Source organism: Hyphobacterium sp. CCMP332 (assembly GCF_014323565.1).
Classification (GTDB): domain Bacteria; phylum Pseudomonadota; class Alphaproteobacteria; order Caulobacterales; family Maricaulaceae; genus Hyphobacterium.
In genome coordinates this window covers 2,509,343-2,532,355 of sequence record NZ_CP058669.1, presented here as the reverse complement: position 1 = coordinate 2,532,355, position 23,013 = coordinate 2,509,343, and the positions used below count along the sequence as shown (strand labels likewise).

The 23,013-nt window shown below is 61.3% G+C and carries 25 protein-coding genes and 1 tRNA gene; 5 read left to right on the top strand and 21 right to left on the bottom strand.

Translation table 11 applies throughout. The features are described 5' to 3' along the window. The first annotated feature begins 47 nt into the window (after positions 1-47). Complete coding sequence (trxA, locus tag HXX25_RS12640; RefSeq protein WP_187166256.1) at positions 48-383, top strand: thioredoxin; 336 nt, start codon at positions 48-50, stop codon at positions 381-383. Between the two features lie 70 nt (positions 384-453). On the opposite strand, the gene HXX25_RS12635 is transcribed toward trxA, so the two are convergent. From HXX25_RS12635 to aroA, 11 genes are all read right to left on the bottom strand, one after another. Beyond that, positions 454-1,473 (bottom strand): S41 family peptidase, encoded by a 1,020-nt coding sequence (locus HXX25_RS12635; RefSeq protein WP_187166255.1) that lies wholly within the window; start codon positions 1,471-1,473, stop codon positions 454-456. Positions 1,474-1,543: 70 nt separating this feature from the next. Then, positions 1,544-2,122 (bottom strand): alpha-ketoglutarate-dependent dioxygenase AlkB, encoded by a 579-nt coding sequence (locus HXX25_RS12630; RefSeq protein WP_187166254.1) that lies wholly within the window; start codon positions 2,120-2,122, stop codon positions 1,544-1,546. A gap of 11 nt (positions 2,123-2,133) precedes the next feature. Further along, complete coding sequence (locus HXX25_RS12625; RefSeq protein WP_187166253.1) at positions 2,134-3,450, bottom strand: folylpolyglutamate synthase/dihydrofolate synthase family protein; 1,317 nt, start codon at positions 3,448-3,450, stop codon at positions 2,134-2,136. After that, positions 3,437-4,339: an acetyl-CoA carboxylase, carboxyltransferase subunit beta gene (gene accD / locus HXX25_RS12620; protein ID WP_187166252.1), complete on the bottom strand. Its 903-nt coding sequence runs from the start codon at positions 4,337-4,339 to the stop codon at positions 3,437-3,439. The genes HXX25_RS12625 and accD overlap by 14 nt, the downstream gene beginning before the upstream one ends. A 12-nt stretch (positions 4,340-4,351) precedes the next feature. Continuing rightward, positions 4,352-5,137, bottom strand: a complete 786-nt coding sequence (gene trpA / locus HXX25_RS12615) for a tryptophan synthase subunit alpha (protein ID WP_187166251.1) — start codon at positions 5,135-5,137, stop codon at positions 4,352-4,354. 145 nt (positions 5,138-5,282) lie between these two features. Further along, positions 5,283-6,494 (bottom strand): tryptophan synthase subunit beta, encoded by a 1,212-nt coding sequence (gene trpB / locus HXX25_RS12610; RefSeq protein WP_187166250.1) that lies wholly within the window; start codon positions 6,492-6,494, stop codon positions 5,283-5,285. 4 nt (positions 6,495-6,498) lie between these two features. Continuing rightward, a complete protein-coding gene (locus HXX25_RS12605; RefSeq protein ID WP_187166249.1) occupies positions 6,499-7,134 on the bottom strand; it encodes a phosphoribosylanthranilate isomerase in 636 nt (211 codons plus the stop codon). Between the two features lie 15 nt (positions 7,135-7,149). Further along, the gene (gene ihfB / locus HXX25_RS12600; protein WP_187166248.1) at positions 7,150-7,437 is read right to left on the bottom strand and encodes an integration host factor subunit beta; all 288 of its coding nucleotides are present in this window, start codon (positions 7,435-7,437) and stop codon (positions 7,150-7,152) included. A 127-nt stretch (positions 7,438-7,564) separates the two neighbouring features. Further along, a complete protein-coding gene (rpsA, locus tag HXX25_RS12595; RefSeq protein ID WP_187166247.1) occupies positions 7,565-9,460 on the bottom strand; it encodes a 30S ribosomal protein S1 in 1,896 nt (631 codons plus the stop codon). A 195-nt stretch (positions 9,461-9,655) separates the two neighbouring features. Continuing rightward, on the bottom strand, positions 9,656-10,294 hold the full coding sequence (gene cmk / locus HXX25_RS12590; RefSeq protein WP_187166246.1) for a (d)CMP kinase: 639 nt from the start codon (positions 10,292-10,294) through the stop codon (positions 9,656-9,658). Further along, on the bottom strand, positions 10,291-11,568 hold the full coding sequence (aroA, locus tag HXX25_RS12585; protein WP_233346717.1) for a 3-phosphoshikimate 1-carboxyvinyltransferase: 1,278 nt from the start codon (positions 11,566-11,568) through the stop codon (positions 10,291-10,293). The genes cmk and aroA overlap by 4 nt, the downstream gene beginning before the upstream one ends. 160 nt (positions 11,569-11,728) lie before the next feature. Here aroA and HXX25_RS12580 point away from each other — a divergent pair, with 160 nt between their 5' ends. From HXX25_RS12580 to HXX25_RS12570, 3 genes are all read left to right on the top strand, one after another. Next, complete coding sequence (locus HXX25_RS12580) at positions 11,729-12,166, top strand: FYDLN acid domain-containing protein (protein ID WP_187166244.1); 438 nt, start codon at positions 11,729-11,731, stop codon at positions 12,164-12,166. Positions 12,167-12,247: 81 nt separating this feature from the next. Further along, a tRNA-Ala gene (locus HXX25_RS12575) sits at positions 12,248-12,323 on the top strand. Between the two features lie 426 nt (positions 12,324-12,749). Next, positions 12,750-14,333 (top strand): AbgT family transporter, encoded by a 1,584-nt coding sequence (locus HXX25_RS12570; RefSeq protein WP_187166243.1) that lies wholly within the window; start codon positions 12,750-12,752, stop codon positions 14,331-14,333. Positions 14,334-14,380: 47 nt separating this feature from the next. On the opposite strand, the gene ptsN is transcribed toward HXX25_RS12570, so the two are convergent. From ptsN to HXX25_RS12535, 7 genes are all read right to left on the bottom strand, one after another. After that, a complete protein-coding gene (gene ptsN, locus HXX25_RS12565; protein ID WP_187166242.1) occupies positions 14,381-14,845 on the bottom strand; it encodes a PTS IIA-like nitrogen regulatory protein PtsN in 465 nt (154 codons plus the stop codon). A gap of 63 nt (positions 14,846-14,908) precedes the next feature. Further along, the gene (hpf, locus tag HXX25_RS12560; protein ID WP_187166241.1) at positions 14,909-15,505 is read right to left on the bottom strand and encodes a ribosome hibernation-promoting factor, HPF/YfiA family; all 597 of its coding nucleotides are present in this window, start codon (positions 15,503-15,505) and stop codon (positions 14,909-14,911) included. A 112-nt stretch (positions 15,506-15,617) separates the two neighbouring features. After that, positions 15,618-17,111 (bottom strand): RNA polymerase factor sigma-54, encoded by a 1,494-nt coding sequence (gene rpoN, locus HXX25_RS12555; protein ID WP_187166240.1) that lies wholly within the window; start codon positions 17,109-17,111, stop codon positions 15,618-15,620. 39 nt (positions 17,112-17,150) lie between these two features. Further along, positions 17,151-17,918: an LPS export ABC transporter ATP-binding protein gene (lptB, locus tag HXX25_RS12550; RefSeq protein WP_187166239.1), complete on the bottom strand. Its 768-nt coding sequence runs from the start codon at positions 17,916-17,918 to the stop codon at positions 17,151-17,153. Between the two features lie 2 nt (positions 17,919-17,920). Beyond that, positions 17,921-18,508, bottom strand: a complete 588-nt coding sequence (locus HXX25_RS12545) for an LptA/OstA family protein (protein ID WP_187166238.1) — start codon at positions 18,506-18,508, stop codon at positions 17,921-17,923. Then, positions 18,505-19,191, bottom strand: coding sequence for an LPS export ABC transporter periplasmic protein LptC (gene lptC, locus HXX25_RS12540; RefSeq protein ID WP_187166237.1), 687 nt, complete (start codon positions 19,189-19,191; stop codon positions 18,505-18,507). The genes HXX25_RS12545 and lptC overlap by 4 nt, the downstream gene beginning before the upstream one ends. Positions 19,192-19,239: 48 nt before the next feature. Beyond that, a complete protein-coding gene (locus tag HXX25_RS12535) occupies positions 19,240-19,854 on the bottom strand; it encodes a ribonuclease D (protein ID WP_187166236.1) in 615 nt (204 codons plus the stop codon). 352 nt (positions 19,855-20,206) lie between these two features. On the opposite strand from HXX25_RS12535, the gene HXX25_RS12530 reads away from it, so the two are divergent. Beyond that, entirely contained in the window at positions 20,207-20,392 is a 186-nt protein-coding gene (locus HXX25_RS12530) for a hypothetical protein (RefSeq protein ID WP_187166235.1), read from the top strand. On the opposite strand, the gene HXX25_RS12525 is transcribed toward HXX25_RS12530, so the two are convergent. The 3 genes from HXX25_RS12525 to HXX25_RS12515 are packed head-to-tail and all read right to left on the bottom strand — an operon-like array spanning position 20,389 to position 22,692. Beyond that, positions 20,389-21,861, bottom strand: a complete 1,473-nt coding sequence (locus tag HXX25_RS12525; protein ID WP_187166234.1) for a RimK family protein — start codon at positions 21,859-21,861, stop codon at positions 20,389-20,391. The two genes, HXX25_RS12530 and HXX25_RS12525, sit on opposite strands and share 4 nt — an antisense overlap. Continuing rightward, the gene (locus HXX25_RS12520; protein WP_187166233.1) at positions 21,858-22,319 is read right to left on the bottom strand and encodes an N-acetyltransferase; all 462 of its coding nucleotides are present in this window, start codon (positions 22,317-22,319) and stop codon (positions 21,858-21,860) included. Before HXX25_RS12520 ends, HXX25_RS12525 begins: the two co-directional genes overlap by 4 nt. Before the next feature lie 31 nt (positions 22,320-22,350). Continuing rightward, entirely contained in the window at positions 22,351-22,692 is a 342-nt protein-coding gene (locus HXX25_RS12515) for a zinc ribbon domain-containing protein YjdM (RefSeq protein ID WP_187166232.1), read from the bottom strand. Positions 22,693-23,013: the final 321 nt, after the last annotated feature.

Sequence of the window (23,013 nt, the reverse complement as noted above, 5' to 3'; positions counted from 1 at the left end):
CGAAGACTGCGCCTTGCAGGATTCGAATTTTATGAAGGAGAGTTGCGATGTCGACCATAGCGGTCAGCGATGACTCGTTTGAAAGCGATGTTCTGAAATCAGACAAGCCCGTCCTCGTGGACTTCTGGGCAGAGTGGTGCGGTCCGTGCAAACAGATCGGCCCGGCTCTGGAAGAAATCGCGACGAGCATGTCGGGCGAAATTACCATCGCCAAGGTCAATATCGACGACAATCCGATGACGCCCGGAAAGTATGGCGTGCGCGGCATCCCGACGCTCATGATCGTCCGCGGCGGCGAAGTGGTGTCCACCAAGATCGGCGCCATGGCCAAGACCAAGATCGAGGAATGGATCAAGGAAACGCTGGTGTCAGCGGAAGCCTGATCCGACTGAGATACTCCTTGAAAAGGGCTCGCGACTGGCGAGCCCTTTTTTGTTGGAAATAACACAAAGGCTATTCGCTACGCACTTGTGACAGCGCGGTCTCCATAGCCGCGTCCGCCGGAACCAGAATATCAGGCTCAACGCCGACGCCCTCGATCCGGCCATTGGTCAGGGAGTAATAATCCGCAATGGGCAGATAGAGCTGGAACCCGCCCGGCATGTCATAAACCCGTTGTGACAACATCTGTCCGGCGGATGGTTGGCCAATCAAAATCGCGCGCGTAGATGCCTGCAAGGCGTCCGCAGCAATTTCGGCGGCGCTGGCCGTGTCCTCACTGATAAGGACATAAACCGGCCCTGCAAAATGGGGCCCGTCCGGGCTGAGGCGTGCCAAAGTCAGGTCGTTCGCCTGAACCGAATCCCAGAAATCACGAATGGACCAACCGGTCCAGGGTTCGACACCCTCGACATCTTGCGGTCCGGGTGCGCGGTCCATACGGGCATTCCAGCCCTGAGACACAAACACGCCGATATCCAACGGGGCAGTGAGCACGTGTTCGACCAATGGTTTGAACGCAAACATGCCGCCCCGATTGGCGCGCAGGTCGATAATCAACGCTGATGCGCCCTGTTCCGCGATGTCATCATAGGCGGCATCAACTTGTTCGAAGGTATCATTCCCCATCATTGTATTGACGGTAAGGACGGCAATATCGCCATCCCAGGTCAGCGCCGCACCATTGCCGCCAATCCGCAACTGGTCGACCCATTCCGTTACGGCCTCTGCGTCACGATTCTCCCGGCGCAGGTCGACATGGGAAAACGGACCGGAGTCCCAGATTGCCTCAAAGCCAGCCCTGAATTCCTCCTCAGTGGTGGCGGTTTGCGCCAGTTCGAGCGTCGCCTGTTCGACGGCGGCATAGACGGCATTGTCGAGTTCGCTCGGATTATAGTGGTATGCGTGCATGGCCGCATTGATTTCATTTGCGAGCGCTATGAAGTCCGTGGGCGAGGGCTCGGTCTGGGCAACGCCCTGTGAGGATAGGGCCAGCGCCATTGCGGCAGCTGTCGCAGCTAAATATCGGTTCATGAGTTAATCCGTCGCTATCTGGAGTGGGTATACCACTTGGATGCGCCCTCGTGCCGCATTGGATGCGGCCTCATGAAAACGGGGCCCTAATGGTCCGGAATGTCAGCGAGAGACGGCGCTCGCGCAGCATACGTATTCCGTCAACAACATCGTTCTTCCGGGCCGGGATTTCATGGGTCCAGTCATAGCGGGCCGGCCCCGATAGCAGGATCAGGCTGCGCGGCTCGAGTCTGATGGCTCGTCTCTCACCACTCACGCGGCGGCGAAATAGCATGTCGGTGGCACTGCCAAGACTGAGCGAGGCGATCACCGGGCCGAAACAGGGCGCGCAATCGATTTGGGCGGATATGCCCTGCCCCGGCAGATATTCGTTGATGATGACCTGGTCGGGTGAACGATCAAAAACCTGCATGATCGCCGGTAGTTGCAATATTGGCTGCAAGGCATCGGGTATCGGACCAAGGTCATCCGCCGGATCGACATGCCGCGCGCGGTAATCATAGCGCCAGCCATAATGCTGGACCCGGCGCTTGAGGTCCGTGCGCCATGGCTGGGTATCAATCCAGCGGATCAATTGCTGTTCCGCCTCGGACGGCAGGGCATTCGGGATGCAATTTGCGTTTGGCGGGAGTTGACCGGAATGCGCCATCTGGCGTCATGCTAGCCTGAGGTTGTGTGCGGTGTCACGCCGGAATTGAGGCCCAGCACTTCGCCCGCCAGATAAAGCGAGCCGCAGATGAGGATGCGCGGGGCGGGATCGTCGCGGATGGCATCGGCAATGGCGGAGAAGAGATCGGTATTGGCCTCGGCCATCAGACCCGCGCTGCGGGCGGCGGTCACGATGTCTGCCGGGCTTTGAGAGCCGCCCCGTCCACCGGAAAAGCCGATTGCCTGCACGCGCCGGGCGAGCCCGGAAAAATGCCGGAGATAGCCGGCCGCATCCTTGTTGGGCGAAAAGGCACAAATCAGCATCAGGGGCCGCGGAGACCGTGCTTCCAGATCGGCCAGGGCGCGCGCCAGCGCCTGACCGGCGGCTTCATTGTGCCCGCCATCAAGCCAGACTTCGGCCTCCCCTGCGGCAGCCAGGACCGGGCCGGATGTGAGGCGTTGCAGGCGGGCAGGCCAGACAGCGTTTTCCAGCCCGCTGCGAACGGCCGGTTCGTCATATCCGGCCGCCCGGGCAGCAGCGACGGCGATCCCGGCGTTGATGATCTGGTGTTCGCCCGGAAGGGCCGGACGCGGCAAATCCCAGAGCAGGTTTTCCTCCTCGTAAACGAGGCGGTCATGTTCCGACCAGGCGCGATAGTCGCGGCCCCAGAGGCGCAAGGGTGCGCCGATGGCATTCCCGATGGCGCCGATACGGTCTTCGGCTTCATCGCGTTGAGGGCCGATGATGGCAGGAACACCCCGCTTCAGGATACCCGCCTTCTCGCCGGCAATCCCGGCAATCTCGCTGCCCAGAAATTCGGCATGATCAAGACTGACCGGGGTGATGACGCTGACTTGCGGCTTGCCAATGACATTGGTGGCATCAAAGCGGCCGCCGAGCCCAACTTCAAGGATGAGGCGATCTGCCGGCGTTTCGGAAAAAAGCAGAAAAGCGGCGGCCGTGGTGATTTCAAAGAAAGTAATCGGTGCGCCGTCATTGGCCGCTTCACAGCGCGCAAAGGCGTCGATCAGCCGGGCGTCGTCGACCGGTTTTCCGGCCAGTACGATGCGCTCATTGAAGCGGACCAGGTGTGGCGAGGTATAGACATGGACGCGCTCGCCCGCCGCTTCGGCAATCGCCGTCAGATAGGCGCATACCGAGCCCTTGCCGTTGGTGCCCGCGACATGGATGACCGGTGGCAGGCGCAGATGCGGTTGGCCGAGCTTTTCCAGCAAGGATTCGAGCCGGTCCAGCGACAGGTCGATCTTCTTCGGGTGAAGGGAAGCCAGCCGGTCCAGCACCGGCTGAAGCGCGTCAGCCGCCGGCATGATCGGCAGGCTGCGCGGGGCGTTTGAGCGCCGGGACGTTCGAGCCGCCGCGCTTCATCAGCGTGCGCAACATGCGGCCCAGAGTCTCGCGCATTTCATGGCGGTGGATGACGCGGTCAATCATGCCCTTTTCCAGCACGTATTCGGACGTCTGGAAGCGTTCCGGCAGTTTTTCGCGAATGGTCTGCTCGATCACGCGGCGACCAGCAAAGCCGATCATCGCGCCGGGTTCGGAGATGTGGATATCGCCCAGCATGGCATAGGAGGCCGTGACTCCGCCCGTGGTCGGGTCAGTGAGGACGACGATATAGGGCAGGCCCGCCTCTTTGAGATCCTGCACGGCCAGCGTCGTGCGCGGCATCTGCATCAGGGAGAGACAGCCCTCCTGCATGCGCGCCCCGCCGGCGGCGGTGAAGGCGATCAGGGGTGTGCGGTCCTTGACGGCGGCATTGGCGGCCGTAATGAAGGCTTCGCCCGCTGCCATGCCCAGCGATCCGCCCATGAAGGCGAAGTCCTGAACGAGTACGGTGGATGGCACACCGCCAATCGAGCCCTGGCCGATGGACATGACATCATCGCGGCCGGTTTTCTTGCGGGCGGCAGAGAGGCGCGAGGTGTAGGGCTTGTCATCCCTGAATTTCAACGGGTCCTTTGGAACCTCCGGCATGGCCAGCGTGGTCCAGTCCCCGTCAAAGGTGAATTTGAACCGGTAGTCCGGCCCGATCCGCATGTGATGACCCGCGGGCGTGACAAACATTCCCGCTTCCAGGTCCTTGTGGAAGACCATGTCTCCCGAGACCGGGCACTTCACCCAGAGATGTTCCGGCGTGTCGCGCTTGGAGAAGATTTTCGAGACACCCGGAGGGGTCAGTCGTTCCAGCCAGCTCATGACAATCCTGTTCTAGGGCGCAGCGCGTACGGCTGCCGATATATTCCGGACAAGTTCTAACGCAGTTTTCGTGCCGCCGTCATGGTTTGCGCTCACAATGGCGCTACCCACCACAACGGCATCGGCTCCGCCAGAGGCAATTTCAGCCGCCTCTTCCGGCGTTCTGACGCCAAATCCGACCGCCACGGGCAGGCCGGTGGCGGTCTGAACGCGCTTCACCGCATCGGCGACATCGGTGGCCGCGCCCTTGCCCATGCCGGTGACGCCGGTGGTGGAGACATAATAGACAAAGCCGGACGAGCCCTCGGCCACGGCCTTCAACCGGTCGTCATTCGAGGTGGGTGTGGCCAGCCGGATGATGGAGATGTTTTCCGCCGCCAGCGCTTCGCGCAGCTCTGTGTCTTCTTCCGGCGGCAGGTCCACGCAGATGAGTCCATCGACACCAGCGTCAGCCGCCGCCTTTGCGAAAGCGGCATAGCCCATATGATGGACCGGATTGGCATAGCCCATCAGAACCAGCGGCGTGTCGGGATGGTTCGCGCGGAAGGTCTTGGCGAGGGCCAGCGTGCCTTTCAGCGTCATGCCATTGTCGAGCGCGCGCAGGGCGGCGCCCTGGATGGACGGGCCGTCGGCCATGGGGTCGGTAAACGGCATGCCGAGCTCGATCACGTCGGCCCCGGCAGCGGGGAGTGCATCGAGCAAGTCAGCCGTCTCGCCATCCCCGGCCATGATGTAGGTGACAAAACCGGCCCGGTTCCCGGCTTTCAGCGCCGCGAATTTGGTGGTGAGGCGGTTCATTGGTTTGCTCTCTGAATGCACAAAAGACCCCTCACCCCTCGCATCCGCCTTCCTACCGGAAGCCGGACGCTCTTCCCTCTCCCTCGAGGGAGAGGGAGAGAATGCGAGCCCTGCAAGGGTGAGTATTCGAGGGTGAGGGGGGACATCATACCTCCACTCCCAACATCCTCGCGACCTGGGGCACATCCTTGTCGCCGCGGCCACACATATTCATCAGGATAATGCCGTCCGGCCCGAGCTCCGTGGCCAGATCGCGAACCCGAGCGAGCGCATGGGCCGGTTCGAGCGCCGGGATGATGCCTTCCAGCTTCGAGCAGAGCTGGAACATTTCCAGCGCCTCGTCATCGGTGGCCGAGACATATTCGGCGCGCTTCACATCGTGCAGGAAGGCGTGTTCCGGGCCGATGCCGGGATAATCCAGCCCCGCCGATATGGAATGTCCCTCTACGATCTGGCCATCTGCATCCTGCAGAAGATAGGTGCGGTTGCCGTGGAGAATGCCCGGCTCGCCGCCATTGAGGCTGGCGGCATGGTCGGGCGTGTCCAGACCCTTGCCGGCGGCTTCCACACCGATCAGGCGCACGCTCTCATCCTCCAGGAAGGGGTAGAAGAGACCCATCGCGTTGGACCCGCCCCCAATGCAAGCCACTGCAGCGTCGGGAAGCTTGCCAATGCGTTCCAGCATCTGTTCGCGGGCCTCGCGGCCGATCACGGACTGGAAATCGCGGACCATCATGGGATAAGGGTGCGGGCCGGCCACCGTGCCGATGACGTAGAAGGTCTCGTCCGGATAGGTCACCCAGTCACGCAGCGCCTCGTTCATCGCATCCTTCAACGTGCCGCGCCCCGATTTGACCGCATGCACCTTCGCGCCCAGCAATTTCATGCGGAAGACATTGGGGGCCTGTCGTTCCACGTCGGTCGCACCCATGAAGACCTCACACGGCAGGCCAAAGCGGGCCGCGACCGTGGCGGTGGCGACGCCGTGCTGACCCGCGCCGGTCTCGGCGATGATGCGGGTCTTGCCCATGCGTTTGGCGAGCAGGACCTGCCCCAGACAATTATTGATCTTGTGCGCGCCGGTATGGTTCAGCTCGTCGCGCTTGAGCCAGATCTGCGCCCCACCGAAATGTTCGGTCAGACGCTCGGCGAAATACAAGGGGCTGGGCCGGCCGACATAGTGTTTGAGGAAGTCCTCGAATTCGGCGGTGAAGGCGGGATCGGCCTTGGCGGCCTCATAGGCTTTTTCGAGCGCCAGAATGTTGGGCATCAGGGTTTCGGCGACATAGCGGCCGCCGAACTCGCCAAAGCGGCCCTGCGCATCCGGATATTGCGAAAAAGCGTTGGGTTTGGTCATGCCATTATCCGTTCAGTGCCCTGGCGAAATCCGCCATCTTCCCTGCCGACTTCTTGCCGGGGCCGACCTCGATCCCTGATGAGACATCGACCGCGCTTGCGCCGGACGCCTCGACAGCGGCGCGGACATTGGCGGCATCCAGCCCGCCGGACAAGAGCCAGGGCGTGGTGATGTTCAGCGATTTCAGCAGTGCATAATCATAGGTCGAACCCCAGCCACCCGGCCGCGTGGCGCCTTTGGGTGGTTTGGCATCAAAAAGGATCATGTCGGCGATGCCGTCATAGGCGGACGCGGCGTCCAGATCGGCCAGATCGGCCACCGGCAGAGCCTTGATCACACCTTTCCGGGCAAAGGGTTTTGCCGCAGCGACCTGTTCGGGCCTTTCCCGGCCGTGCAGCTGGATCCAGTCGGGCGCGAGGGTTGCGCGGATATCCTGCAGCTGCTCCATATCGGCATCGACCGTGACGGAGACGATATCGACCCTCTCCCGGCCAACATCCCACAAGCGCGCAGCGGTCGCCGGCTCGATATGCCGCGGCGAAGGCGGGAAGTGGACAAAGCCCACCCAGCGCGCGCCCAGCCGGACAGCGTCCAGCACATCGCCTTGCGTACGCAGGCCGCAGAATTTGATGTCGGTCATGAAAAGGCAGATAGCCTATTTTGCGGAGGCGTCGACCCGCTCGCGCAATTCCTTGCCAGTCTTGAAGAAGGGCACGTATTTGTCCTTCACCGAGACCGAAGCGCCGGTGCGCGGATTGCGGCCTTCACGCGCCTTGCGGTGGCGAACCGAGAAGGCACCGAAGCCGCGCAGCTCGACCCGGTCACCCCGGGCCAGCGCGTCACCGATTTCGTCAAAGACGGCATTTACGACCCGCTCGACATCGCGTTGAAACAAGTTCGGATTCTCTTCCGCGAGCTTTGCAATGAGTTCCGACTTGATCATGCGTGTCTCCCTGCGTGGTCTAGGGTCTTAAGTTGCGCCAGTCCAAGGCCATGAGTCAATGAAAGATATCAAGAAAAAGGCCGGACGCGTTGCGTCCGGCCTGAATCTTCCGTGATCGTGGGCCGGATTACTTCCCGGCTGCCGCTTTCACAGCGTCGCGAACTTCAGCGACTTTCGCTGATTTCACGATCTCGATGTCATTGGCTTCAGCATAATCCACCAGCTGGGCCTTGGTCATCGCGTCAAAGTCCTCGCCCGCATCCGCGGCTTCGGCCTTGCCATCTGCTTTCGCAGCGGCCTTCTTCGCCGCCGGCTTCTTCTCTTCAGCTGCAGGTGCAGCGTCTTTCAGGGCCGCACCGAGGATATCCCCGAGTGAAGCGCCGGAATCCGAAGAGCCGTATTGCTGAACCGCTTCTTTCTCCTCGGCGATTTGCAGCGCCTTGATGGAGAGAGAGACACGACGCGAACCCTTGTCGATATTCATGACGCGGGCATCGATCTTGTCGCCAACGGCAAAACGCTCTGGGCGCTGCTCGTCGCGATCACGGGACAGGTCTGATTTGCGGATGAAGGACTTCAGATTGTTGTCATCACCGAAGGTCACCTCGATGCCACCGGAGGTGATTTCGCTGACCGTCACGGTGATGGTCTCGTTGCGGCGATAGCCACCTTCGTCCATCGGGTCGCTGGCCAGTTGCTTGATGCCGAGGGAGACGCGCTCTTTCTCGATATCGATGTCCAGCACCTTGGCGTGAACCGTGTCACCCTTGTTGTAGTCCTTGACCGCTTCGTCACCGGACTTGTTCCAGTCGATGTCGGAGAGGTGAACCATGCCGTCGATCTCGTCGTCGATGCCGACAAAGAGGCCGAATTCGGTGATGTTCTTGACTTCACCTTCCACGGTCGAACCGATCGGGTGCTTCTCGGCCAGCATATCCCAGGGGTTACGCTGGGTTTGCTTGATGCCGAGCGAGATGCGGCGCTTGTCCGAATCCACATCCAGAACCATGACGTCCACTTCTTCGGAGGTGGAGACGATCTTGCCCGGATGAACATTCTTTTTCGTCCAGGACATTTCGGAGACGTGCACCAGACCTTCGACGCCGGCTTCCAGTTCCACGAAGGCACCGTATTCGGCGATATTCGTGACGCGGCCCTTGAAGGTCGCATTCACCGGATATTTCGCGGCAATGCCTTCCCACGGATCGGACATCAGCTGCTTCATGCCAAGCGAGATACGCTGGGTTTCCGGGTTGATGCGGATGATCTGGACGTTGACCGTCTGGCCCACCTCGACCACTTCGGACGGGTGACCGACGCGGCTCCAGGACATGTCGGTGACGTGCAAGAGGCCGTCAATACCGCCGAGATCGACGAATGCGCCGTAGTCGGTGATGTTCTTGACGATACCTTCGCGGGCTTCACCCTCGGCCAGCTGGCCCACGAGTTCGGCGCGCTGCTCGGCACGGGATTCTTCCAGAACGGCCCGGCGCGAAACAACAATGTTGCCGCGCGGACGGTCCATTTTGAGGATGGCGAAAGGCTGCTCGATATTCATCAGCGGGCCGACATCGCGGACCGGGCGGATATCGACTTGCGAGCCTGGCAGGAAGGCCGAGGCGCCGCCGAGATCGACGGTGAAACCACCTTTCACGCGGCCAACAATCGCGCCATTGGTCGGCTCTTTCTTGTCGAAGGCTTTCTCGAGGCGATCCCAGCTTTCTTCGCGGCGGGCCTTGTCGCGCGAGATAACGGCATCACCCAGCGCGTTTTCGATGCGCTCGAGATAGACTTCAACGTCATCGCCGACGACAGGCGCCTTGGAGCCCGGGCCGGTGAATTCACGGACCGGGATGCGGCCTTCGGTCTTGAGACCGATATCGACGGTGACGAAATCGTTTTCGACCGCGGTGACGCGGCCAGTGATCACAGAACCTTCAGCAAGGTCCTGACCCGCAAAGCTTGCTTCAAGCATGCTCGCGAAATCATCGCGGGACGGGATTTGGGATTGGGTATCAGACATGGTTGGAAGTGAACTCCGGTATGAAACGATATTCCGGCCAGCCGGTTGTCTCCGGCGGTCTTGCCACAATGAGCCAATTTCATACGCGTTGTGCCGCCGTCTGGCGGGAGGTTAAAGATTGGGCCTTTTCAACGGGTCAGGCGCCAAAGGGAGAGGAGTCCCTCATACGGCGGGCCTGATCGTGAACCGGTCCGGCTAGTTGCGCGGCGAGACGCCCGTCTTGTTCTGTATCATGCGGACGGCCTCTGCGAGCGTGGCGTCTATACTCAAATGAGTCGTATCCAGCAAGATGGCATCCTCTGCCCGCATCAGCGGTGCCGTCTCGCGAGAGGAGTCGCGGGCATCGCGTTCGGCGAGCTGGCGTTCGATATCGGCAAGCTGAATGTCCTCGCCATTTGCCGCCAGTTCGCGCCAGCGGCGTTCGGCCCGAATACGGGGCTCGGCATCGATATAGAATTTCACATCGGCATCGGGACACACCACAGTGCCGATATCGCGGCCATCCAGCACAGCGCCGCCCGGCTGTTCGGCAAACCGGCGTTGCAGATCAAACAGCGCCGTGCGCACGGCGGGCTGGGCGGCCACCACCGAAGCGGCCGCTCCGGCGTCTGCGGTGCGGATTGCGGCCGGATCAATCCGGGACGGGTCGAGATGCCTCGCAGCGTTTCCGGCGGCTTCGGCATTGCCGGGGTCCTCTCCGGCCTTCAGGAGTTCGACAGCTACCGCACGATAGAGTGCGCCCGTGTCGAGATGTGCGAGTCCGAAGGCTTGCGCAATACCGCGCGCCACCGTGCCCTTGCCGGACGCCAGAGTGCCATCTACCGCAATGATCATGGATGCACCTTTATCATGGCCCCCAGCGCCGTCATATCGGCAATGAAGGCGGGATAGCTGGTCGCGATCATGGAGATATCATCCACCGTCACCGCGTCCCGCGCGGCCAGACCCAGGACGAGCGCGGACATGGCGATGCGATGATCCCCCAGCGAGCGGACATGGCCGCCACCGCGCACGGTGCCGCCCTCGATCATGAGGTCATCGCCCTCGATCCGGGCATCAACGCCATTCGCGATCAGAAGCGCGTGTGTTGCGGCGAGCCGGTCGCTTTCCTTGGTGCGCAATTCCGCCAGCCCGCGCAGACGCGACGTACCCTTTGCAAACGCACAGGCAATGGCCAGGACGGGATATTCGTCGATCAGGGACGGGGCGATTTCGGGTTCAAGATCAATGGCGGTCAATGCCCCGAAACGCAGGCCGAAGTCCGCAACAGGTTCGCCTGCCGCCTCGCCCGCGGGCGTGACGGTGATATTCGCGCCCATCCGCTCCAGTACCTTGTAAAGCCCGGTGCGCGAGGGATTGGTCATCACACCGGTCAGCGTCACTTCCGAACCCGGCGTGATCAGCGCGGCCACCGCCGCGAATGCGGCCGAGGAGGGATCGCCCGGCACGCCGATCTGACAGGCGGTCAGCGTTTGCGGACCGTTCAGGCGGATGATGCGGCCCTCGCCGTCCGGTTCGACGGTGATCTTTGCGCCGAACAGTTTCAGCATGGTCTCGGTGTGGTCGCGGGTCGCGATGTCTTCGCGCACAATCGTTTCGCCGGAAGCGCCCAGCGCCGCCAGCAGGATGGCGGATTTGACCTGCGCCGAGGCGACCGGCAGGCGATAGTCAATGCCGGTCAGCGGGGCCGGTGTGATGTCGACCGGCAAACGTGAGTCCGTCGCACGGCATTGCGCGCCCATCCGGGCCAGAGGCGTCGTCACCCGGCCCATGGGGCGGGAGGACAGGCTGTCATCCCCCACCAGGCGCGCCTGTCCGCGCGCGCCTGCAATGGCGCCCATCATCAATCGGGCACCTGTGCCGGAATTGCCAAAGTCGAGTGTGGCTGCCGCGGCCGCAAACGTCCCGCCTACACCCTGCACAATATAGACACCCTCGCCCCGGCGTTCGACATCGGCACCCAGACGACTCACCGCTTCGAGCGTGGCCAGAACGTCGCCGGATTCCAGCAGGCCCGTAATCCGGGTCTGGCCGTGTGCGAGCGCGCCGAGGACGAGGGCGCGGTGGGAAACCGACTTGTCGCCCGGCGTATTCACATACCCCTGCAAGGGTTTTCCCGATCGGGAAACCGCCTCTCGGGGAACGGGTTGAAGAGTGCGTGTCATAAGGGAAATGAACTTTTTACGGGTCAGCAGACATAGGCTTTTGACAGGAGGCGGCTATCGTGGCAACGACGCGCGCCGAAAACATCTGTCTATGGGGATCGTCATGGCTAAAACCGATCTCGGCGAGAAGCAGGTTTGTCCGGAATGCGGGTCGAAATTCTACGACCTGAACAAGGATCCTGCCCATTGCCCGAAATGTGATCATGAATTCAAGCCGGAGGCCGTTCTGCCGCCGGTGACAAAAGCGCCTGCGCCCGAGAAGTCCAACGAAAAGGACGACAAGGCCAAGGATGAAGACGACGAGGATGACGAGGAAGAGGACGATGTCCCCGAGCTCGACGCCGATGCCGTTGTCTCGCTTTCCGATGCCGAAGACGATGATGACGATAGCGACGACGATGATGACGATGCCATCGATATCGACGCTGACGCCGATCTCGACCTTGATGATGACGACGACGATGACGATGTGCTTCTCGACGATGACGACGACGAAGACGAATTCGATATCGGCGATGACGATGACGAGGATGATATCTAGGCGCTAATGCCGCTTGATCGGCGCGCGGGCTTTGACTAGTTTCCGCGCCGCGCACCTGCCCGAGGGTGCCGTTTGAAATTCGGGGCCATAGCTCAGTTGGGAGAGCGCTTGCATGGCATGCAAGAGGTCGTCGGTTCGATTCCGTCTGGCTCCACCATTTCTTCGATCTCACGGCGGTCCGCTTCGCGGACGCCTCCGATAGGGCGGCCTGACCGGTCGACGCGCGGTTGCGCTTGCGAACCCTGCGGGCTCGATCTTGGTCCGTCCAGCTCCACCATTTCAAGCCGGTCTGCCGGAGGCAGAAAAATCGGTCCGGGGGATCGATTTTAGGTGCGAAATGCCCCGGCAGGGGCCTTCGCCTCAGGCATCGGGTGGCTTCGGCTCGGCAAGCCGTCTGCAAGAGCGAAGGCAGGCGTCCGCCTTCCGGGCGCAAAGCCCGATAGGTGCTCTTTTCAACAGCTTCGGCTTTCGCTCCGCCCGCGCCGGAATGGCTTGGACGGAAATCCCCTAAAGATCTTGGGGTTGATATCCGGGGCCTGACACCCTCCTCTGTGGCGAACACTGCCCGCCGAGGAGAGACGATATGACGGACAGCCCCCCGCCAGCCGCGCGCCGCAATGCTTTCACCCGTTTTCTGGATGGTGTGGAATGGCTGGGCAATCTCCTGCCCCACCCGGTCACGCTGTTTGCCATTCTGGCCGTCGGTATCGTGATCCTGTCGGGTATTCTGGGTGGTCTGGGGCTGGCGGTTGAGGATCCACGGCCAGTCGGCGCCAGTGGCCGCGCCGATGACGGCATGATCCGCGCCGTCAGCCTGTTGAGCGCGGACGGTGTGCGCCGAATCTGGACCGGGCTGGTCACAAACTTCACCGGCTTTGCACCGCTCGGCGTTGTGCTCGTCGCCATGCTGGGCGTCGGGGTGGCGGAAAAATCCGGACTTTTGTCTGCAGCCGTGCGCGGCATGGTGCTGGGGGCGCCGCGCCATGTGGTGACGGTCGTCATCGTCTTTGCGGGGATCATTTCCAACACCGCGTCGGAAGTCGGCTATGTCGTGCTGATCCCTCTCGCGGGGGCGATTTTCTACGCGCTGGGCCGTCATCCGCTCGCCGGAATGGCCGCGGCCTTTGCGGGCGTTTCCGGTGGTTACAGCGCCAATTTGCTGATCGGCACGATCGATCCGCTTCTGGCCGGCATCACCCAGGAGGCGGCCCGCCTGATCGACGCCGAATATGTCGTTGTCGCGACGGCCAACTGGTATTTCATGGTCGCCTCGACCTTCCTTATTACCGCGATCGGCTCTCTGGTCACGATCTTCGTCGTTGAACCCAAGCTCGGACCGTATAATCCGGACAAGGCCGATCCCGATATCCTCGACGACCGGATGATGGAGCCTTTGAATGCGGGCGAGCGAAAGGGACTGGTCTGGGCCGGTTTCGCCCTGCTGGGCGTACTGGCGGTCATGGCGCTCACTCTGGTTCCGGAATGGGGCATATTGCGCAATCCGGATACGGGTGACCGGATCAACTCGCCCTTCTTCCGGGGCTTTGTGGTCTGGATCCTGATTTTCTTCGTCGTCACCGGCATCGCCTATGGCCGCGCGGTCGGGACGATGAAGAATGATCGCGACGTCATCAATGCCATGGCAGCGGCGCTGGCCTCGCTCGGCCTCTATATCGTGCTGGTCTTTTTCGCGGCGCAATTCGTGGCCTTTTTCGGCTGGACCAATCTGGGCGCGATCACCGCCGTCACCGGTGCCAATGTCCTGCAGGATACGGGACTGACCGGGCCGGTCATCTTTTTTCTCTTCATCCTGATGTGCGCTTTTGTGAATCTGATGCTGGGCTCGGCCTCGGCCCAGTGGGCGGTGACTGCCCCGATTTTCGTGCCCATGCTGATGCTGATCGGATATGCGCCGGAAGTGATTCAGGCTGCTTACCGGATCGGCGATTCCTCAACCAATATCATCACGCCGATGATGAGCTATTTCGGTCTGATCCTGGCCTGGGCGACGCGTTATCAGAAGGATCTGGGCGTCGGAACCCTGATCGCGATGATGCTGCCCTATTCCATCCTCTTCCTGCTCACCTGGTCGGGTTTCTTCTTTCTCTGGACCTTCGTTCTCGGCCTGCCCGTCGGCCCGGGCTCTCCGACCTATTATCCGGGTTAGGCGATGGCGGCCTCAAGCGCGGCGTGCTTGATAAACATCACTTGCTCCTAGGCCGCGTCGCTTTCGTCCTGAAGTGTCAGGATGGCCACCATACCGTCGCGGGCTTCGGTGGCGCGCAGGTGAGAGCGGATATCCTCCCGGCGGAAAACGCGTGAAATCCGCGCCAGGGCCTTGAGGTGCTCGGCGCCGGAGGTTTCCGGTGCCAGAAGCAGGAAGACCAGATCCACCGGGCGGCCATCAATGGCGTCGAAATCGATCGGGCTTTTCAGCTTGGCGAACAGGCCGAAAACATGATCCAGCCCTTCAAGCCGCGCATGCGGAATGGCTACGCCATCGCCCACACCGGTCGAGCCGAGGCGTTCGCGTTCCATGACGGCATCGAAGATGATACGGGAATCAAGGTCGAGCTTGGCCGCAGCGGCTTCGCTCAAGATCTGCAGAGCCTGTTTGCGATTGGTCGCACTCAGACTTCCCAGAACGGTATCGGCCGACAGAAGGTCGGGTAAGGCCATGACAAGGGTCCGGTTCAATTCAGGCAGAACAATTCGCGCTCTAGCCTGTAATGCTTCAAAGGGCTAGCGGGATTTATCGCGATCCGGATCGATCCAGCCGACATGCCCGTCGGGCCGCCGGTACACGATATTCACGCCATTATGCGCAATATTCCGGAAAATCAGGAAGGGCGCGCCGGCCGCTTCCAGTTCCAGCACCGCCATGCTGGCCGTCATGGCCCGCATCTCCCCTGGCGTTTCGGCCACGATGACCGGCTCTGTGCCGTGAAAGTCTGAATCATCATCGTCGTCGTAATCAGTGTCCGGCTGCCCCTGGAACACCGTGATCGGCGTGGTCTCGGCGGGTAGCTCGGGCTTGTTCTCATTGTGGTGGTTTTTCAGCTTGCGCTTGTAACGCCGCAGACGCTTTTCGAGGTGGTCCGCGGCCTTGTCGGCGGCCTTGTAGGCATCGCCATCATCGCCCTGGGCCTGCAACATGACGCCGGACGGCAGGTGCAGCGAAACGGTGACCCGGAAACCGGATCCCTCGCGCGACACGGCCACATAGGCTTCGCTCGGCCGGTTGAAATATTTTGACACGCCTTCTTCCACGCGGCCGGAAATTTCCTCCTGCAGCGCGCCAGAGACATCAATACCCTTGGAGACGATCTGAATTTGCATCTTTATATAACCCTAACATACGGGGCACTCGCTAGGAAACATGCCTCCCGGCAAGCGCGGGCGGAACCTATTGGCGCGATCTCAAATGTCAATCGCCCCGCAAAAAGGGATGTCAGCTGGCCCTTTTCAGCATCCGGCGCCTCTGGATGGACGACGGAATATTCATGGCTTCACGATATTTCGCCACGGTGCGGCGCGCAATATCAATTCCTTCGTCGCGCAGCCGGTCCACCAGCGCATCATCGGACATGATCTCGTCCAGCGTCTCGCCATCAATCAGGGCCTTGATGCGATAGCGCACGGCTTCGGCCGAATGGGCTTCGCCGCCACCCGATGACGGAATGGAGGAGGTGAAGAAGTATTTGAGCTCGAACAGGCCGCGCGGCGTGGCCACATATTTGTTCGACGTCACCCGGCTGACCGTCGATTCGTGCATCTCGATGGCATCGGCAACGGTTTTGAGATTCAGCGGCCGCAGGAAGGCGACGCCCTTGGCCAGGAACAGGTCCTGCTGGCGCACGATCTCGGACGCGACCTTGAGAATGGTCCGCGCGCGCTGATCGAGGGATTTCACCAGCCAGCTGGCATTTTGCGAGCACTCGGTAATGAAGGTCTTGTCTGCCTCTGAGCGGGCGACAGCACTGATTTCAGCGGCATAGGTCTGGTTCACCAATACTCGCGGCAGCGTGTCGGTATTCAACTCGATCCGCCAGCTGCCATCCGGATTTTCGCGCACAAACACATCCGGTTCGATCGCCCGGCTATTGTCCACGCCATAGGCGAGGCCCGGCTTGGGCGTCAGAGAGCGGAGCTCGGCAATCATGTCATCGAGGTCTTCGGCATCCACACCGCACATCGATTGCAGCGCGGCATAGTCATGCTTGGCCAGGCGATCGAGGTTATCCAGCAATCTGGCCATCGCCGGATCCAGCCGGTTGCGATCTTTCAATTGCAGCGCCAGACATTCCGGCAGGTCGCGTGCCATGATCCCGGCCGGCTCGAATCCCTGGAGCATGTCGAGCGCGGCGGCGACTTCGCCGGTTTTCACGCCCAGACGCTCGGCAATCTCGTCCATATCCGCGCGCATATAGCCGTCATCATCGGCGTGATCGATCAGGTGCGCCGCAATCAGGCGCGGTACCGGATCGGCGCCGGCCAGCGTCAACTGGTCATGCAGATGCTCGGCGAGCGATTTCTCGCGGCTGGAATTGGCCGCCGCATCATAATCGCCGCCCTCAAAGGAGCCGCCCTTGTTGGCGCCGGACCAGGACGAGGACATGCCGGGATCCATACCCGCCATATCGGCTTTCGAATCAGAAGAATTGAGGACATCGGAATCGACATCCACGGCATCATTGGCTTCGGCATGGGCCGACCCGTCCAGTTCCAGCTCCTTGCGGCCTTCGGCCGGGGTCAGTTCAACCGCTTCCGGTTCGTCGGATCGCTCATCGCGCTCCAGCAGCGGATTGCGTTCCAGCTCTTCCTCGACAAAGGCTGACAACTCGATGTTCGACAATTGCAACAGCTTGATGGCCTGTTGCAATTGCGGCGTCATGACCAGTGACTGGCCCTGCCGCATTTCCAGTTTTTGATGAAGTCCCGCCAAGGGGATGCCTCCGGTCCGCTGAATTAGACCCGGAGTAAATCACCCAAAACTTTCACCGAGATAAACGCGGCGCACATCCGGGTCGGCGCGAATGGCATCCGGCGCGCCTTCAAACAGCACTTCGCCTTCATGGATGATCGTGGCGCGATCGGTAATCTCGAGCGTTTCGCGGACATTGTGATCGGTAATCAGAATGCCGATGCCCCGATTTTTCAGGAAGCGGATCAAATCGCGAATGTCGGTAATGGCCAGCGGATCAATCCCGGCAAAGGGTTCATCCAGAAGCATGAAGGAGGGCCGTGTGGCCAGCGCCCGGGCAATCTCCACCCGGCGGCGTTCGCCCCCCGAGAGGGACAGGGCCGCCGCATCGGCCAGGTGAGAGATCCGCAATTCCTCCATCAGCTGGGCGACGGTCTCCTTGCGGGCCTTCTTGTCCGGCTCGACGATCTCCGCGACCGCCATGATGTTGTCCTTTACCGACAGGCCCCGGAAAATCGAGGCTTCCTGCGGCAGATAGCCAATGCCAAGGCGGGCGCGCTGATACATGGGCAGGCGGGTAATGTCCTCGCCATCGAGCAGGATGCGGCCGTAATCAGCCTCGACCAGGCCGGTAATCATGTAGAAACACGTCGTCTTGCCGGCGCCATTGGGGCCGAGCAGCCCGGCCACCTCGCCGCGCTTCAGGTGCAGGGACACGCCCTTGACCACAGGCCGCTTGCGATAGGACTTGCCGATATTCTCGACGACCAGGCCGTCGTCAGCGGTGCTGACGGGCCGGGCTTCGCCTTCAGGCAATATGTCGGTCATGCTCACCCTTCAGCGTCCGCATCGGCGTCCGCATCGTCATCGTCCGGCTCGCTGGTTGCGGGGAAGAAGACGCCTCTGACACGGCCCGTATTCTGATCCGTCCCCGCAGGCGTCTCGCCGGTGCAGGCCGGTGCATTGATCTGCGAATTATTGGTCGCAAGATCGACCACAAGGCAATCGCCTTCGATCACATTCTCGCCGCGCCGCAAGGTGACGCCGCCGGTCATGACGATGGTCTGGGCTGTCAGTTGATAGACAGCGCGCTCACCCCGTGCGATCTCGTTCGGCGTGACGTAAAAGACATCACCTGTCGCAATCACGCGATCAATCTCGCCCCAGCTGGCACCGGTGCCGGTCGTATTGCCCGTGCGCGGGGCAAAGAAGACTTCCAGCGCATCAGATCGCAGATTGGCTTCGCCCTGGGCCGCATCGACATTTCCGGAGAACATGGCGCGCCGCTCGGCATCGAAGGTTTCCAGCCGGTCGGCGGAAATATCCATCGGTCCGCCCTGGCCGCCAATCTGTGCCAGTGCCGTGGACGGCAATGCGGCCGAGGCCAGAAGCAGGATCAATAAGCGCAATGTCTTCATGGCTGGTCTCCGCCGTCAGAAGCTTCATTCCGGAGATGGGTCCGGACATTCCCTGTGAACACGACCCGGTCGCCGCCGTCCAGTATTTCATACCCGTCAGCGCGTATTGTGCCCATGGGCCCGTCACCTTCAACCGGACTATCGCCCACGACGCGCTCGTCGGAAAGGTAGATGCGGGCATGTTCGGCCAGAAACTCGTATCCGGACCGGGTCCGGAAGCGCACATCGGCACTCAGGTCCAGCGTGCGGGCATCGGCATCATAGAGCCCGGTGCGCGCCAGAACGCCTTCGGCTTCCTCGTCAGCAGAGATCAGGTCATAGTCCAGCTGGGGCGATTCCAGCTCGGTCAGGCGGGTATCCTCGCCGCGCCGGCGTATCGCGGCATCCGCTGTGACGACATAGGGCGTGCCATTCTCGTCGCGGCCGGTAAAGCGCGGATTGATCATCCGGGCATCTTCGCCCACCGTCACCGGTGCCTGAACCTCGCCGCCGAGGGATCGCAACAGGATTTGCACGATCACGGCCACCACGATCACGCCGGTCAATCCGATCAGGCCAAAGCGCAGCAGGCGGATAAAGGCGGTCCGCTTCCGGGCGTCGGCCAGAGTCGTCGCGCGCTGCGGCTCCCAGGCGACATGCCGGGGCGGTTGCAGGGAAGAGATATCGGCCGTTGTTGCAGTCATCTTTGCCTGTCAATGAAGGACGGTCGCGGCAAGTTTATGGCAAAGCCGTCACGAGTGGGCGAAAATATCAGTCTCGTCCCAACCGGCAATATCCAGGTCAGCACGGGTCGGCAGGAAATCAAAACAGGCCCGCGCCATCTCCATCCGGCCTTCGCGCTCCAGCATGGCCGTCAGCCTGTCGCGCAGGGCATGCAGGTGCAGCACGTCAGAAGCAGCATAATCCAGCTGGGCTTGCGACAGCTCTGCAGCGCCCCAGTCCGAACTTTGTTGCTGTTTCGACATGTCCACATTCAGGAGCTCGCGCGTGACATCCTTCAGACCATGTCGGTCGGTATAGGTGCGGCAGAGCTTCGACGCGATCTTGGTGCAGAACACCGGCGACAGGGTCACGCCCAGATCGCGCTTGATCATGGCCACATCAAAGCGGGCAAAATGCAGGATTTTCGTGACCTTCGGGTCCGACAGGAGCGCTTTCAGATTCGGGCAGTCATAGCTTGACCGGTCCATCTGAATGACATGCGCCTCGCCATCACCGGTCGAGAGCTGGACCACGCAAAGCGGATCGCGCACGAGAGACAGGCCCAGCGTCTCTGTATCCACGGCCACAGCCGCGCCAAAATCAATGCCCGCGGCGAGATCGCCCTTGTGAAAATGTATCGTCATCCGGAGTATTCCTGCTCGTTTCATCCCGTCTAGCCCGCTTGCCCGGCCACAACAAGACAGCAAGGCGGAAGCGGATTTGTCTGTCCGGCCACGGCGCGCGTAAAAACTGGCATTATTTCAACAAATGACCTATCTTTCCACCTATGGTCCAGACCGCACACGACCCCGCAACGGGTGGAAGTGTCGTTTTCGAACTCCAGGAAAATGACATTCTGCTGTGCTATTTACTGGCGATATCTCGCTCGATTTTGTTATTGAAACCTCGGACCATATTGTCGAGCATCTTGAACGCTGGATCGGGCGCATTCTTTATTAGGTCGGCGCTTCCAACCCCGTTTTCTCACATGTTTCCATGCTCGATGAAGTGCGGCGGATCGGCCGCATCGGTGGCAGGCGGGCCCGCTTTTGCTATCTCGTGCCGGAAAACATGTTCACCCGGCATTTCATGCTGATCGAGGCGGCCACTTTCAGCGACGGCATCCAGGTCAAATTTCTGTCCGATGAGGCCGAGGCCCGCGCCTGGCTGATGGAGAATTAGCGCGCGACCGGTGCCATGCGTGCTTCCAGCCGCTGCGAGAACCAGCCGATGATCTCGCGCCACAGCCCGTCTTTCAGCACCGCGCCTTCAACGCCGGCTTCCAGATTGGGATTGTCATTGATCTCGATCACATAGACGCCGGTCTCATTCTCCTTGATGTCGACACCATAAAGCCCGTCGCCGATCAGGCGGGCCGCATTTTCAGCCAGTTCGATGACGCGCGCCGGCGCGTCCGCGACCGGCAGGGTCTCGGAGCCGCCCTCGATCACCTTGCCGCTGTCATCGCGCTTGATGATCTGCCAGTGGCCGCGCGCCATCTTGTACTTGCAGGCAAAAAGCGCCTTGCCACCCAGAACGCCGATGCGCCAGTCATAGGTCGTCGGCATATATTCCTGCGCAATGATCAGGGCGGTATCGTCAAACAGCCGTTTCGCGGTCGCGGCGAGTTCTTCCGGCGTCGAGACCTTGTGCACCTGGCGGCTGAAAGAACCATCGGGCGCTTTCAGGACCACCGGGCGGCCCAGGCGCCCAAACACGCTGTCGAGTGTCATCGACGGATCGAGAATCTCGGTGCGCGGCGCGGGCAGGCCAGCGGTTTCGAGCAATTCGGCGAGATAGACCTTGTTGGTGCAGCGGATCATCGATACCGGATCATCAATCACCGGCATGCCTTCCTGTTCCGCGCGGCGGGCAAAGCGATAGGTGAAATTATCGATCGATGTGGTCGTGCGGATAAACAGCGCATCATATTCCGACAGGCTGGCAAGATCATTGGGATAGATCGGCTCGACCACCACGCCCTCGCGCCCGGCCACGGCCGCAAAGCGTTTCAGCGAGGCCGGATCGGAGGGCGGCTGCGCCTCATTGGGATCGATCAGCAGGGCCAGCGTCCAGCGTGGTGTCTGCCGCGCCTTGGGCGAGGTCCAGCGCCGCTGTGTGAAGTCCGCCATCGCCTGCATGGCGAAGTCGCGTCTTTCGCCCTTCACCGCATTGACCGGCATCAGGCGGATCCGGTCGATCTCGCCATTCTTCTTGCCGCCCAGCGCGACCTCCAGCAGCGGCGCCCGGAACCAGTCAAACAGGAGTTTGGAGAATTTCGAAAATCCGGCGCGCTCGCACTGTCCAAAGGCAATGAACAGCGATTCCTCTGCCGCCGCTCCGGCATCCAGATCGCGCTTCAGCGCGGCATTCAGCTCGGGCAGGGCATGCGCATAGAGCGATTTGCGCGACAATTCGACCATGGTCTGGACGCTGGGCGCCACACGGTGTCCGCGCGCCTCGGCCAGCAGCGAGGCATAATAGGCTTGCGACTGATAGGCATAGCTGCGGGCCAGACTGAAGATGGACGGCCGCCGCCCGGCAAACAGGCCGGGCTTGGTCAGGTAATCCCGGATTCGCATCAATTTGTGGGGGGTGTCAGCCTGTCCGACGTCACGGTCATGCTCAACGAGAACGAGCCAGTCGCTCATGCAGTATCGGCCCTCAGATCACGCTCCAGGACGAGCGCGCTATCGCCGTTGGAATAATAGCCATTCCGCGTGTCGTGCAAGGAATATCCGCAACGGGCGTACAGCGACCGCGCGCGCGCATTTTCAGCCCGCACTTCCAGCCGCAAGCGATCACAGCCGCGCGCCAGGGCCTCGGCCTCGCACGCCGCAATCAGGGCCGCGCCGACGCCTCTTTTCTCGAACACGGGATTGGTGGCAATCGAATACAGGCGGGCGACCGTCACACCCTTGCGAAACAGCAGGATGGCCGAGCCGGCGGGCACGCCTTCAACCTCGCAGATCGTGACAAAGGCGCTGGGCGAGTCCAGCTTCTGACGGATGGTGCGCCGCGTGAACTGATCGTCCTCGGTAAAGGCGGTGGCTTCGATCTCCAGAAGGACGGGCAGATCTTCGAGTGTGGCGGGGCGGCAATGGGTCATGCCCCTAGCATGACGGCTTTTTGACGCTTGCCTAGGCCTTGCGCACAAATTCGGTTTTCAGCCCCATCTGGCCGACGCCCTCAATCCGGCAGTCAATATCGTGATCGCCTTCGACAAGGCGGATATTCTTGACCTTTGTACCCACCTTAACGACCTGGCTGGTGCCCTTGATCTTCAGATCCTTGATCACCGTCACCGAGTCGCCATCGGCCAGCTCGGTGCCATTGGCATCGCGCCAGATGCGAACGGTCTCGGCGCTGGCGGCAGTTTCGCTGGCGGACCATTCATGCGCACATTCCGGACAGACCAGGAGCGCACCGTCTTCATAGGTCCACTCACAGGCGCATTTCGGGCAGGCAGGAAGAGCGGTCATGGGCGGGGCTTTCGGATTCGGGCAGGCCTTGCGCGGCAGAGTCCTCTATCGGCCCGCGACCGGCATGTCCATGCACGGGCTCCGCCTTTGGCGGAAACGGCGCGACGGTCAGCGGTCGAATTTGAGTGTGTGGCTTGCCGAGCCGAAGCTCGCGTCAAACCGCTGAGTCTGATTTCAATGGGGAAGGCCCCTGCCGGGGCATTCCAAACCTATTTTCGACCCAACGGGTCAAAAATTTTGCGAAGCAAATTAGTTTGGAATGGTGCCAGGAGAGGCATCGATTCATGGGCATAATACTTTGAAATTTAATGAGTAAATCTT

Bases quoted from the DNA above. Each gene is read 5' to 3' on its own strand.
- HXX25_RS12535 (WP_187166236.1), bottom strand. From the start codon at position 19,854: ATGACGATACATTTTCACAAGGGCGATCTCGCCGCGGGCATTGATTTT.
- HXX25_RS12635 (WP_187166255.1), bottom strand. From the start codon at position 1,473: ATGAACCGATATTTAGCTGCGACAGCTGCCGCAATGGCGCTGGCCCTA.
- HXX25_RS12630 (WP_187166254.1), bottom strand. From the start codon at position 2,122: ATGGCGCATTCCGGTCAACTCCCGCCAAACGCAAATTGCATCCCGAAT.
- trpB (WP_187166250.1), bottom strand. From the start codon at position 6,494: ATGACCAAACCCAACGCTTTTTCGCAATATCCGGATGCGCAGGGCCGC.
- trxA (WP_187166256.1), top strand. From the start codon at position 48: ATGTCGACCATAGCGGTCAGCGATGACTCGTTTGAAAGCGATGTTCTG.
- HXX25_RS12545 (WP_187166238.1), bottom strand. From the start codon at position 18,508: ATGAAGACATTGCGCTTATTGATCCTGCTTCTGGCCTCGGCCGCATTG.
- hpf (WP_187166241.1), bottom strand. From the start codon at position 15,505: ATGCAAATTCAGATCGTCTCCAAGGGTATTGATGTCTCTGGCGCGCTG.
- cmk (WP_187166246.1), bottom strand. From the start codon at position 10,294: ATGATCATTGCGGTAGATGGCACTCTGGCGTCCGGCAAGGGCACGGTG.
- HXX25_RS12530 (WP_187166235.1), top strand. From the start codon at position 20,207: ATGCTCGATGAAGTGCGGCGGATCGGCCGCATCGGTGGCAGGCGGGCC.
- ptsN (WP_187166242.1), bottom strand. From the start codon at position 14,845: ATGGCCTTACCCGACCTTCTGTCGGCCGATACCGTTCTGGGAAGTCTG.
- ihfB (WP_187166248.1), bottom strand. From the start codon at position 7,437: ATGATCAAGTCGGAACTCATTGCAAAGCTCGCGGAAGAGAATCCGAAC.
- trpA (WP_187166251.1), bottom strand. From the start codon at position 5,137: ATGAACCGCCTCACCACCAAATTCGCGGCGCTGAAAGCCGGGAACCGG.
- lptC (WP_187166237.1), bottom strand. From the start codon at position 19,191: ATGACTGCAACAACGGCCGATATCTCTTCCCTGCAACCGCCCCGGCAT.
- HXX25_RS12625 (WP_187166253.1), bottom strand. From the start codon at position 3,450: ATGCCGGCGGCTGACGCGCTTCAGCCGGTGCTGGACCGGCTGGCTTCC.
- HXX25_RS12580 (WP_187166244.1), top strand. From the start codon at position 11,729: ATGGCTAAAACCGATCTCGGCGAGAAGCAGGTTTGTCCGGAATGCGGG.
- HXX25_RS12515 (WP_187166232.1), bottom strand. From the start codon at position 22,692: ATGACCGCTCTTCCTGCCTGCCCGAAATGCGCCTGTGAGTGGACCTAT.
- HXX25_RS12605 (WP_187166249.1), bottom strand. From the start codon at position 7,134: ATGACCGACATCAAATTCTGCGGCCTGCGTACGCAAGGCGATGTGCTG.
- HXX25_RS12520 (WP_187166233.1), bottom strand. From the start codon at position 22,319: ATGACCCATTGCCGCCCCGCCACACTCGAAGATCTGCCCGTCCTTCTG.
- lptB (WP_187166239.1), bottom strand. From the start codon at position 17,918: ATGACCGACATATTGCCTGAAGGCGAAGCCCGGCCCGTCAGCACCGCT.
- rpsA (WP_187166247.1), bottom strand. From the start codon at position 9,460: ATGTCTGATACCCAATCCCAAATCCCGTCCCGCGATGATTTCGCGAGC.
- accD (WP_187166252.1), bottom strand. From the start codon at position 4,339: ATGAGCTGGCTGGAACGACTGACCCCTCCGGGTGTCTCGAAAATCTTC.
- HXX25_RS12525 (WP_187166234.1), bottom strand. From the start codon at position 21,861: ATGAGCGACTGGCTCGTTCTCGTTGAGCATGACCGTGACGTCGGACAG.
- HXX25_RS12570 (WP_187166243.1), top strand. From the start codon at position 12,750: ATGACGGACAGCCCCCCGCCAGCCGCGCGCCGCAATGCTTTCACCCGT.